Raw genomic sequence first — 12430 nt, 5'->3', positions numbered from 1 at the left:
GACATGAAATGAATATTCCGGAAGAGGGGTTGTACGCGCTGCTGCGTCAGGCTTTGGCTGCACGAGTGGGAGTAACGCGGCAACGAGCGTTATATGTGGCATTGCGTGATGCGGTGCTTAGCGGTGCGCTGAAGGCAAACAGCCAGTTGCCGGGGTCGCGGGTGTTGGCGCAGGCGCTGACGTTGTCGCGCAATACGGTGAATGCGGCGCTGGAGCAACTGGCGATTGAAGGGTATGTGCTGCGTGACAGACAGGGAACGCGAATATTAACGCTGGCGAACACGGACGTCAGGCCTGAGAGCCCGCCGCCGGTGGCGCTGGCCCGGCGTGTGCAGGCGTTGCCCGGTGGTATGCAACGGCACTCACCGGCGTTGGCGCTGACGCCGGGCATTCCTGCGGTGAATTACTTTCCGTTGGCTGTATGGCGGCGCTTGATGGAGCGTGTATGGCGCGGCGAAGGCTGCGCATTGTTGAACTATGGCGAGTCGGCGGGCGAATTACGTTTACGTTCCGCCATCGCCCGTCACCTGGCTATCTCTCGTGGCATCAATTGTGAAGCGGAACAGGTAGTCATTACCGAAGGGGCGCAGGAAGCACTCATGCTCTGCGTGCGTTTACTCTGTGATGAGGGGGATCATGCCTGGGTTGAAGAGCCGGGCTATGGCGGCGTGAAAAGCGCATTTTTGTCTGCTGGCTTACAGATTAGCGGCAGACCCATTGATGACGAAGGCATGGTACTGAGTACTGGCGCGGCAGCTCCGCGTATGATTTATACCTCTCCATCTCACCAGTATCCCCTTGGTCAGGTAATGAGTGCGACGCGGCGTCTTGCGCTGCTGGATTATGCACAGCGAACGGGGAGCTGGATTATCGAAGATGATTATGACAGTGAATTCCGTTATCCCGGCGATCCTATTCCGGCCATGCTTGGCATGCGGTCCCATCCGCCGGTGGTGTATATAGGTACCTTCAGTAAGACGCTGTTTCCGTCGCTGCGTATTGGATTTATGGTGATGCCACCGGCGCTCGCACAGGTGGCCGGACCGGCGATCAGCAGTTTATTGCGGGGTGGTCACCGCGGCGAGCAGCTCACGCTGGCGCGCTTTATTGAGGACGGGCATTATGCGCGCCACCTGGCGGCAATGCGCCGTCTTTACCGCAAGCGGCAGGGGAATCTGCTGGCGGCGCTGCGTCAAGAGATGACGGCTGCGCATCGCGTTTATGGTGGCGGCGGGGGGATGCATTTAACGTTGTCTATCCCGGGAATTGATGATGTAGCGGTGGTGCGTGAAGCGCGGAAAGCACAGCTTGCGCCGCACGCATTAAGCCGCTTCTGGTTGCATCCAGACGCGGCATCCAGCGGGCTGGTGTTGGGTTACGGCAACACATCCGCCAGCCAGTTTGTTTCGGCAGTGCGTACCCTTAACCGCCTGGTTGTACAACAGCTGGGCGGGTGAGGGTGAACACGTCGTAAAACGAGAGTTCGCCTTTGCGCTCTACCATTTGCTGTAACTGATATTTGTGCCCTGCATCAACATGAGGCGAATGCAGGATGGCATCAATCAGCGTGGAGGGCACAAAACGGGTGTTGTACCACTCGCCGTTATAGCAGACGCGAAAATCGAGTACATCGATATCGTCATAATGATAACGGGGATAAACGTCGAAAAAGAAAAAGGCGTTAAAGGCAATAAAGAGAACCACCAACAGCCAGACGGAGCCGGACAGGGTTTCTGATTGCAACATGACCGCAAGCGTTGCCAGCCATGCCACGTACATGCCAATAAACAGGCCCGGATGTTTGCGAATAAAACTGATGCTGAAGCGTGGACGGTTATCCCGTTTCTCACGCTGGTTGATCTCTTCAATCGTTTCGGTGAGCAGCCGTTGTATCTCTGTCATTGTTGGCCTTTACTGATACGGTTTTGCAGGTGGACAAACTATTTTAAGTTGCCACTTTGTGTGAAAAAAGTAACAGTTTTACCCCAAAAAACGATAACAGTTACTGAATCGGGGAGGCCAGCATTTTAATCATGCGGGCTGGATTGCCGCCGACTACTGCATTAGCAGGAACGTCTTTCACCACGACCGCCCCCGATGCAATTACCGCATTATCACCGATCGTTACGCCAGGATTGATCACGGCCCGGCCGCCAATCCACACGTTGTGGCCAATGCTGACAGGCTTGCCATATTCAATACCGCTAATGCGTTCAACTGCATCGAGCGGATGCGTTGCGGTATAGATGTGCACGCCAGGCGCCAGCATGCAATTATCGCCAATATGGATAGGGCAGACATCAAGCATGACGCAGTCAAAATTGGCATAAAATTCTTTGCCGAGGAAAATATTGTAACCATAATCGCAGCGGAAACTGGGTTCAATATAAGCGCCATCGCTTTGCCCGAGGAGTTCCGCCAATATGGCTTTGCGTTCGGCTTTTTCTTCAGGCGCTGAATGGTTATAACGATGAAGCAGTTGGCGGGCGCGGAGTCGGTCTGCACGCAGCGTTTCATCTGCGGGCTGATACGGCAAGCCTGCCACCATTTTCTGTTTTTCTTCATTCATCGGGATCGGATACACCTGTCAATGAGGCTGAACGCTGTGTTACAGAAAAAAACGTAAATAAACAGTACAGAGAATTAGCGAACAAATTTCCACACGGAGGAGGGGATTTTGTCATAAAGCTTATTCATAGTCAGCTCTGCCAGCCGGTGATCGGCTGCAGAATAAAACACCGCAAGTTCATCATCTGAAAGTTCGTATTTATTTTTTTCAATTACGCGTTCTAATGTATCAATTGTCTGACAACGCCGTAACCGCATCAAATAATCAATTTTTGTTAATGGTTTTTCGGACATACTTTCACCTTAGTGTTGAAATATTAACAAGAGTGACTAACAGGATTAGCCTTGCTCACATTGACGAAGCAGCGGAACAGTTTGTTGCCTGTTTTACGCCATTTCTGTAAGTCTTGTGTATTTATGCCATAGCTGCTGAACAACATAAACGTATCATCAAGGTATTCGTCTATCTGTGCAATCAGCTTATTATCTTCATTGTACTTAATTTTATAATTGAGCGCGAAGGTTGCGATGTGCTCGATCAGCTCGTTTAGCTGCAGATTGATTGCTGAAGTAGGATCGTTAACCCAGCCATGATGGCTCTCTTCGAGATTAGCGAGGCAATCATGGTACAAAGTTTCGCAGAGAAATTTGAGCTGTGCGATATCATGCCTTTTCGGCGAGTATTCGTCCATAACGCATCCCCTTCTGAGTGGTAATTTTTTTACTAACCGAACACCGTATCGGGATGGGTACTTCTGCTCTGACCAGAGACTAATGCTGCGCTGTTGATTGATTATAACTATAAGACAGTCCTAATAGAATTTCATTGCGCTATTACGAAAAATTACAATTATTGCCTTTTTCTGCCGGTACGGGATGAAATAATTGCACGATTTGAGGGCGAATTTTGTTGTGTTTATGAGCGTTATTGCCAGAGGTTCCTTAGGATTCATTAAGTTAGCGCTGTTTGAATTATTCCACTGTAGCGAATAATTCAGCCAGGATTATTCTTACTTAAACAGAATGCAGATGATAATTAAGAATAATACCTAAGAGATAAGATGTGCCTCAAATACACAGTAATTATATGCCTTATATCTTTCGCATGAAATAAACAAACTGACAATAAGTTCTTTCCTGGCGTGAACCGTGAAATGAAAAAGGCCGCTACGCGCGGCCTTTTCTAATAATAGATACCTGGAGGGTATCAGTGCTGCTCAACCTTATGGCTGTGCTCAATGTCTTCGCTGCGGCGGCTAAAACGGCGACGCACCACCACAAAGAACACCGGGACAAAGAAAATAGCCAGTACGGTTGCGGTGATCATCCCGCCCATTACGCCAGTACCTACGGCGTTCTGTGCACCGGAACCTGCACCGGAACTGATAACCAACGGCAGTACCCCGAGGATAAACGCCAGTGACGTCATCAGAATGGGGCGCAGACGCATACGGACTGCTTCCAGCGTTGCTTCAATCAGCCCTTTGCCCTCTTTATCCATCAGATCCTTGGCGAATTCGACGATAAGTATCGCGTTCTTCGCCGACAAGCCAATGGTTGTCAGCAGGCCAACCTGGAAGTAGACGTCATTAGTCAGGCCGCGGAACGTCGCGGCGAGTAGTGCACCCACAACCCCCAACGGAACCACCAGCATCACTGAGAACGGAATAGACCAGCTCTCATACAGTGCCGCCAGACACAGGAATACGACAATCAGCGAAATAGCGTACAGCGCAGGCGCCTGGTTACCCGAGAGACGTTCCTGGAAGGACATCCCCGTCCAGTCGTAGCCAATACCGGTCGGCAGTTTGCTGGCCAGTTGCTCCATCATCGCCATCGCCTCACCGGTACTCCTGCCTGGCGCTGCCTGTCCAAGCAGTTCCATGGAAGGCAGACCGTTGTAACGTTCCAGACGCGGCGAACCATATTCCCAGTGCGTGCTGGAGAAGGCCGAGAAGGGAACCATCTTCCCATCGCTTGCACGGACATACCAGTTGCCGATATCGCTTGGCAACATACGGTATTTCGCCTGCGACATAAGGTAGACTTTTTTCACGCGACCACGGTCGATAAAGTCGTTAACGTAACGACCGCCCCAGGCTGCGCCCAACGTTGTGTTGATATCGCTGATGGAAACGCCCAGCGCTGTGGCTTTCTCCTGATCGATGTCGATTTTGAACTGCGGTGTATCTTCCAGACCGTTAGGGCGTACGCCTACCAGTAAGTCAGGATGCTGGGCAATTTCACCGAACAGTTGGTTACGGGCTTGCATCAGCTTATCGTGGCCCAGGTTAGCCTGGTCGATCAGCTGGAAGTCAAAGCCGGTTGCCGTACCCAGTTCCACAATCGCCGGCAGGTTAAAGGCGAACACCATCGCATCTTTAATTTGCGCGAAATGCCCACTTGCACGACCTGCAATCGCCGGAACTTTGTTCTGCTCACCAGGACGTTCATCCCAGTTTTTCAGCGAAACGAACGCCAGACCGGTGTTCTGCCCACGACCTGAGAAGCCAAATCCGTTAACGGTAAACACGGAGTTAACGTTGTCTTTCTCATTTTCCAGATAGTATTTCGTGACTTCATCCAGCACTTTCTGCGTACGCTCTTGCGTTGCGCCCGCAGGCAACTGGGCCATGGTCAAAAATACGCCCTGGTCTTCGTCAGGCAGGAACGAGCTGGGCAGACGAACGAACAGAATCGCCATTCCCGCAACGATGAGAATATACAGCAACAAATAACGACCGGTGCTGCGCAGGATGTTGCCCACGCTGTCGGTGTAGTGATGCGTGCTCTTCTCAAACATGCGGTTGAACCAGCCGAAGAAGCCTTTTTTGCCTTCACCGTGGTCGCCTTTGGCAACCGGCTTGAGCATCGTGGCGCACAGGGCTGGCGTCAGGATCAACGCGACCAGCACCGACAGTACCATCGCGGAAACGATCGTAATGGAGAACTGGCGATAGATTGCCCCGGTCGAACCGCCGAAGAAGGCCATCGGGATAAATACCGCCGACAGCACCAATGCGATACCAACCAGCGCACCCTGAATCTGCCCCATCGAACGACGTGTCGCCTCTTTTGGCGGCAGGCCCTCTTCCATCATCACACGCTCGACGTTTTCCACCACCACGATGGCATCGTCCACCAACAGACCTATCGCCAGCACCATACCGAACATGGTGAGGGTGTTGATGGAGTAGCCAAAGGCGGCGAGTATCGCGAACGTCCCGAGCAGTACCACCGGCACCGCGATCGTCGGGATCAGCGTTGCGCGGAAGTTTTGCAAGAACAGGTACATTACGAGGAACACCAGTACGATCGCTTCAACCAGCGTTTTCACCACTTCGTTAATCGAGATTTTAACGAACGGGGTGGTGTCGTACGGGTAAACCACTTTCAGACCATGCGGGAAGAACGGTTCCAGTTTGGCAATCGTGGCACGCACCGCTTCTGCGGTATCCAGCGCGTTAGCACCGGTCGCCAGTTTGATCCCCAGACCGGCCGCTGGCTGGCCATTGTAACGAGCGACAACGTCATAGCTTTCGCCGCCGAGTTCAATTTTCGCCACGTCGCGCAGGCGAACCTGCGAGCCATCGGTGTTCACTTTCAGCAGGATCTTGCCGAACTCTTCCGTTGAGGTCAGACGGGTCTGCGCGATGATGGAGGCGTTCAACTGCTGCCCTTTCACCGGCGGTGTACCGCCTAACTGACCGGCTGCCACCTGGGCGTTCTGCGCGGTAATGGCGGAGATCACGTCAACAGGCGTCAGTTGGAAATTGTTGAGTTTGTTCGGATCCATCCAGATACGCATTGCATATTGCGCACCGAACAACTGAACGTCACCCACACCAGAGGTACGGCTGACCGGATCTTTAATGGTCGCACCGACGTAGTCAGCGATATCTTCCTGCGTCATGGAACCGTCGGTACTGATCATACCGAGAACCATCAGGAAGCTACTGGATGACTTCTCAACACTCACGCCTTGCTGCTGTACTTCCTGCGGGAGCAACGGCATAGCCAGTTGCAGTTTGTTCTGCACCTGAACCTGCGCGATGTCCGCATTGGTGCCGGAATCAAACGTGATAGTGATTTGCACCGTACCAGAGGAATCACTGGTGGAAGACATATAGAGCAGGTTATCGATACCGTTCATGTTCTGTTCGATAACCTGCGTCACGGTATCCTGCACCGTTTTCGCATCAGCACCCGGGTAAGACGCGGTGATCTGAATTGCAGGCGGCGCAATCGTTGGATATTGCGCTACCGGCAATTTGAGGATCGACAACGCCCCCGCCAGCATGATGATAATCGCGATAACCCATGCAAAAATGGGGCGATCGATAAAAAACTTAGCCATGTCTTAACGGCTCCTGTTTAAGTTAAGACTTCGGTTTCTCTGACTGGCCGCCGGCCTGGGCTTGCTGTTTATTGTCAGATGTCACTTCCTGGGTTTTAACCTGCACGCCCGGTTTGACTTTTTGTAAGCCGGAAATAATCACGCGATCGCCGGTTTTAAGGCCATCAGTAACCAGCCATTTATCGCCAATTGCCTGGCTTGCGACGATGTTCCGGATTTCAACTTTGTTGCCTTCTCCAACCACCATCGCCGTTGCATCGCCACGCGGGGTACGGGCTACGCCCTGTTGCGGCACCAGCAACGCATTGGGGTTAGTGCCTTCTTCCAGTTTGGCGCGGACGAACATGCCTGGCAGCAACGTGTGATCCGGGTTCGGGAACACCGCACGCAGCGTGATTGAACCGGTAGTCTGGTCAACCGTCACACCGGAAAACTCAAGCGTACCGCTTTGTGAATACTGAACACCGTCATTGGTTACCAGCTCCACTTTCGCTTTGCCGTTGTTCTGGGTCAGCGTGCCGTTCGCCATCTCTTGTTTCAGACGCAGGAAATCATTACTGGATTGGGTCACATCCACATAGATAGGATCAAGCTGCTGTACGGTAGTCAGCGCAGTGGCTTGTCCGCTCTGCACCAGCGCGCCTTCCGTTACTGTTGAGGTTCCGGTGCGTCCGCTGATTGGCGAGGTGACTTTTGTATACGCCAGGTTGATACGTGCGGTTTCAACGGCAGCTTTCGCGGCCACAACCGATGCGTCTGCCTGTTGCGCATCTGCCAGCGCAGTATCGTAATCCTGTTGACTGATGTACTTCGTGCCTAACAGTTTTTTATAGCGATTCACCGTCATTTGAGCGATGTTGGCCGCCGCCTGTGCTTTGGCCAGATCGCCTTTCGCACTTTCGTAAGCAGCCTGATACGTTGCGGGATCAATCTGATAGAGCGAGACACCTGCTGCAACGTCACTGCCTTCAGTAAAGTTGCGTTTTAAAATAATGCCACTGACCTGAGGACGCACTTCTGCAATGCGATACGCCGTGGTTCGGCCAGGTAATTCCGTGGTGATTTGCAGAGGTTCTGATTTTAGCGTGACAATGCCAACTTCCGGCATCTGGCCCGCTCCCTGCTGCGCAGGTTTATCATCACATCCTGTAAGCGCTAAGCTGCCCGAAAGCATCAGAACGGCCGCCAGAGGCGTAAACCCTCTGTTTTTGTTCATATGTAAACCTCGAGTGTCCGATTTCAAATTGATCAATGGATCAAATGCCCAAAAACCCATTGCTGCGTTTATATTATCGTCATGCTATGGTACAAACATTCACAAATGTATGTAAATCTGACTCCTGTAAATTCACTAACATATGGCACGAAAAACCAAACAACAGGCGCTGGAGACGCGACAGCATATTCTTGATGTCGCCATGCGGCTCTTTTCCCGGCAGGGTGTTTCCTCTACTTCGCTGGCGGAAATTGCGCAGGCGGCAGGAGTGACTCGCGGCGCGATTTATTGGCACTTCAAAAACAAGTCGGAATTGTTCAGTGAAATCTGGGAGCTGTCAGAGTCCAGTATTGGCGATCTTGAGATTGAGTATCGGGCAAAATTCCCCGACGATCCACTCTCTGTTTTAAGAGAAATATTGGTTTATATCCTTGAAGCGACTGTTGTTGAAGAGCGGCGTCGTTTAATGATGGAGATCATTTTCCACAAATGTGAGTTTGTTGGCGAAATGGCGATTGTGCAGGAAGCGCAGCGTAATTTGAGCCTTGAAAGTTATGATCGTATCGAGCAGACGCTGAGAGAATGTATCCAGGCAAAATTGCTGCCGGCCAACTTACTGACGCGGCGTGTGGCCGTGCTGATGCGCGCGTACATATCCGGGATAATGGAAAACTGGCTCTTTGCACCACAATCCTTTGATTTAAAAAAAGAAGCGCGTGACTATGTGGCGATCCTGCTGGAGATGTGCCAGCTCTGCCCGACACTACGCAGCGATCGCGAGACGCTAAACGCGTAAACCGTAAGCCGCCAGGATTTTTCCTGGAGGCTTCTCACTGTTCTAGGTTGTTGTCTAACTGCGTGATATTCTTCGCGCGTGGTCATCCCGACCACCTTTCCCGTACAGAAACCGATCACGCAAATTATGTCGCACAACAACCGCACGCGTAATACGTTCGCAGCTTTTGCTGCCGCGTTGTTTCTTGTCATCGCAAGCCTGCTGGGCAATGTTGCCTGGGCGGAGACGAGTAACGACTTACCTTCCCGCACCGATGTGCAAAATCAGCTCAACGCACTGAATAAGCAAAAAGATCACTCGGCGCAGGACAAACGGGTCATTCAGGATTTGACCGAGACGCTGGATGCCCTCGATAAAATTGACCGGGTGAAGCAAGAAACCGCATTGCTCAAGCAGAAAGTCGCCCAGGCGCCGGAGAAAATGCGCCAGGCAACGGATGCGCTGAATGCGCTGGGCGATAAAGACAATGACGACGAAACGCGTAAGACGCTGGCGACGCTCTCTTTGCGTCAGCTTGAATCCCGTATGTCGCAACTGCTTGAAGATTTGCAAACCGCACAGAACGATTTATCCACCTATAACAGTCAACTGGTGTCGCTGCAGACGCAGCCAGAACGTGTGCAAAACGCCATGTACACCGCGTCGCAGCAGTTGCAGCAAATCCGTAACCGCTTGAACGGCACGTCGGCGGGCGAAGGGGCGTTGCGACCTACGCAGCAGGCGCTATTGCAGGTACAGCAGGCGTTATTGAATGCGCAAATTGAACAACTGCGCAAAAGTCTCGAAGGCAACACCACACTCCAGGATACGCTGCAAAAACAGCGCGACTATGTCACGGCAAACGGTAACCGTCTTGAGCATCAGTTGCAGTTGTTGCAGGAGGCGGTAAATAACAAGCGTCTGACGCTAACGGAAAAAACCGCGCAACAAGCAGTAACGCCGGATGAAACCGCGCGTATTCAGGAAAACCCGTTGGTGAAGCAAGAGCTGGAGATCAACCATCAGTTGAGCCAGAAGCTGATCACCGCAACGGAAAACGGCAACTCGCTGGTGCAGCAAAATATCAAAGTGAAAAACTGGCTGGACCGCGCGCTGCAGTCTGAACGCAATATCAAAGAGCAAATTGCGGTTCTGAAGGGGAGCCTGCTGCTGTCACGCATTTTGTATCAGCAACAGCAGACGCTGCCGTCGGCGGACGAACTGAAAGATATGACTAACCGCATTGCGGATCTGCGTATCGAACAGTTTGATGTCAACCAACAGCGTGATGCCCTGTTCCAGAGCGATGCCTTTGTTGCCAAACTGGAGGAAGGTCATCAGAGCGACGTCAACGATGAAGTGCATGATGCGCTCCTGCAAGTGGTGGATATGCGCCGTGAGTTGCTGGATCAACTGAACAAGCAACTCGGCAACCAGCTGATGATGGCCATTAACCTGCAGGTTAACCAGCAACAACTGATGAGCGTTTCCAGGAGCTTGCAGGATATCCTGACCCAGCAAATCTTCTGGGTAAACAGCAATAAGCCTATGGACTGGGACTGGTTTAAAGCCTTCCCGCATGCCTTACATGATCAGATTAAATCCACGAAGATCACCGTTAACTGGGAGAAAGCCTGGCCTGCGGTGGCGATTGCCTTCCTGGCCGGTTTACCGCTGTTGCTGATTGCCGGTCTTATCCGCTGGCGTCTGAACTGGCTGAAAGGGTATCAGGCGAAGCTGGCAGACCAGGTCGGGCAGCTACGCACTGACAGCCAGCTCCATACCCCAAAAGCGATTCTGATCGATCTGATCCGTGCGCTGCCGGTCTGTTTGTTGATTCTGGCCATCGGTCTGATTCTGCTTACCATGCAGCTTAATGTCAGCGAGCTGTTATGGGCTTTCAGTAAAAAACTGGCGTTGTTCTGGCTGGTGTTTGGCCTGTGCTGGAAGGTACTGGAAAAGAAAGGCGTGGCGGTCAACCACTTCAATATGCCTGAGCAGCTTACCAGCCACTGGCGTCGGCAGATTGTGCGCATCAGCCTGGCGCTGTTGCCGCTGCATTTCTGGTCAGTGGTGTCGGAGCTCTCTCCGCTGCATCTGATGGATGACGTTGCCGGGCAATTTGTCATCCTGCTTAACCTGTTGCTGATCACCGCGCTGGTCTGGCCGATGTTCCGCGAAAGCTGGCGCGACAAAGAGTCCCACAGCATACGCCTGGTGACGGTTACCGTGCTGGCGATTGTACCCATCGCGTTAATGGTGCTGACTGCAACGGGCTACTTTTACACCACGTTGCGTCTTGCCGGTCGCTGGATCGAAACGGTCTACCTGGTCATTATCTGGAACCTGCTTTACCAGACGGTATTGCGTGGTTTGAGTGTTGCTGCCCGTCGTATTGCTTATCGCCGTGCGCTGGCGCGTCGCCAGAATATGGTGAAAGAGGGGGCGGAAGGCGCGGAGCCGCAAGAGGAACCGACCATTGCGCTGGAACAGGTGAACCAGCAGACATTGCGTATCACCATGCTGGTGATGGTTGCGCTGTTTGGCGTGGTGTTCTGGGCAATCTGGTCTGATTTGATCTCGGTGTTTGCCTATCTCGACAGCATTACCTTGTGGCACTACAACGGTACGGAAGCGGGCGCGGCAGTAATGAAGAGCGTGACGCTGGGGAGTCTGCTGTTTGCAGTCATTGTCTTTATCGTGGCCTGGGCGCTGATCCGCAACTTACCGGGTTTGCTGGAGGTGTTGATCCTCTCGCGGCTTAATATGCGCCAGGGGTCATCTTATGCGGTGACCACCATCCTCAATTACGCCATTATCGCAGTCGGTGCAGTTACGGTGTTCGGCTCGTTAGGGGTATCGTGGGACAAACTGCAATGGCTGGCAGCAGCGTTATCCGTAGGTCTGGGCTTCGGTTTACAGGAAATCTTCGGTAACTTTGTTTCCGGCCTGATTATTCTGTTCGAGCGCCCGGTGCGCATTGGCGATACGGTGACCATTGGTACCTTCTCCGGCACCGTCAGTAAAATCCGTATTCGTGCCACCACCATCACCGACTTTGACCGTAAAGAGGTGATTATCCCGAACAAAGCCTTCGTTACAGAGCGTCTGATCAACTGGTCGCTGTCCGATACCATTACCCGCGTGGTGATTCGTCTCGGTGTCGCTTATGGTTCCGATCTGGATAAAGTGAAAAAAGTTCTGCTGAAGGCGGCGATGGAACATCCGAAAGTGATGCACGATCCAGAACCATCAGTGTTCTTTACCACTTTTGGTCCGAGCACACTGGATCACGAGCTGCGTCTGTATGTCCGTGAACTGCGCGATCGCAGCTACACGGTGGATGAGCTCAATCGCACAATCGACAGACTGTGCCGCGAGAACAACATTGATATCGCCTTTAATCAGCTTGAAGTGCACCTGCGTAATGCAAAAGGTGATGAGTTGACTGAAGTGAAACGCGATCTGAAAGGGGATGACCCGACACCCATACAACAGGCGTGATTTCCTTCCA

General features: G+C 52.4%; 9 protein-coding genes. 3 read left to right on the top strand and 6 right to left on the bottom strand.

Going from position 1 to position 12430, the window contains the following annotated elements:
• The first annotated feature begins 8 nt into the window (after positions 1-8).
• Positions 9-1457, top strand: coding sequence for a MocR-like pyridoxine biosynthesis transcription factor PdxR (pdxR, locus tag GA0061071_RS06940; RefSeq protein ID WP_061497103.1), 1449 nt, complete (start codon positions 9-11; stop codon positions 1455-1457).
• Here the strand turns inward: pdxR and GA0061071_RS06935 are convergent.
• The 6 genes from GA0061071_RS06935 to acrA all read right to left on the bottom strand — a co-directional run bounded on the left by GA0061071_RS06935 (position 1423) and on the right by acrA (position 8141).
• Positions 1423-1902 carry a YlaC family protein gene (locus GA0061071_RS06935; protein ID WP_061497101.1) on the bottom strand — a complete coding sequence of 160 codons (480 nt, stop codon included), beginning with the start codon at positions 1900-1902 and terminating at the stop codon, positions 1423-1425. The genes pdxR and GA0061071_RS06935 overlap by 35 nt on opposite strands.
• A gap of 100 nt (positions 1903-2002) precedes the next feature.
• On the bottom strand, positions 2003-2569 hold the full coding sequence (maa, locus tag GA0061071_RS06930; RefSeq protein WP_088236751.1) for a maltose O-acetyltransferase: 567 nt from the start codon (positions 2567-2569) through the stop codon (positions 2003-2005).
• A gap of 74 nt (positions 2570-2643) precedes the next feature.
• Complete coding sequence (locus GA0061071_RS06925; RefSeq protein WP_061497097.1) at positions 2644-2862, bottom strand: HHA domain-containing protein; 219 nt, start codon at positions 2860-2862, stop codon at positions 2644-2646.
• A 23-nt stretch (positions 2863-2885) separates the two neighbouring features.
• Complete coding sequence (gene tomB / locus GA0061071_RS06920; RefSeq protein ID WP_061497094.1) at positions 2886-3260, bottom strand: Hha toxicity modulator TomB; 375 nt, start codon at positions 3258-3260, stop codon at positions 2886-2888.
• Positions 3261-3775: 515 nt separating this feature from the next.
• Complete coding sequence (acrB, locus tag GA0061071_RS06915; RefSeq protein WP_061497092.1) at positions 3776-6925, bottom strand: multidrug efflux RND transporter permease subunit AcrB; 3150 nt, start codon at positions 6923-6925, stop codon at positions 3776-3778.
• Positions 6926-6947: 22 nt separating this feature from the next.
• Entirely contained in the window at positions 6948-8141 is a 1194-nt protein-coding gene (gene acrA / locus GA0061071_RS06910; RefSeq protein ID WP_061497090.1) for a multidrug efflux RND transporter periplasmic adaptor subunit AcrA, read from the bottom strand.
• Positions 8142-8283: 142 nt separating this feature from the next.
• Between acrA and acrR the strand changes: the two genes are divergently transcribed.
• Together acrR and mscK are read left to right on the top strand one after the other, a co-directional pair.
• Positions 8284-8937 carry a multidrug efflux transporter transcriptional repressor AcrR gene (gene acrR / locus GA0061071_RS06905; protein ID WP_061497088.1) on the top strand — a complete coding sequence of 218 codons (654 nt, stop codon included), beginning with the start codon at positions 8284-8286 and terminating at the stop codon, positions 8935-8937.
• 126 nt (positions 8938-9063) lie between these two features.
• Positions 9064-12420 (top strand): mechanosensitive channel MscK, encoded by a 3357-nt coding sequence (gene mscK, locus GA0061071_RS06900; RefSeq protein WP_061497085.1) that lies wholly within the window; start codon positions 9064-9066, stop codon positions 12418-12420.
• Positions 12421-12430: the final 10 nt, after the last annotated feature.

Source organism: Kosakonia oryzendophytica (genome assembly GCF_900094925.1).
Lineage (GTDB): Bacteria > Pseudomonadota > Gammaproteobacteria > Enterobacterales > Enterobacteriaceae > Kosakonia > Kosakonia oryzendophytica.
This window is presented reverse-complemented; position numbering and strand designations above follow the sequence as displayed.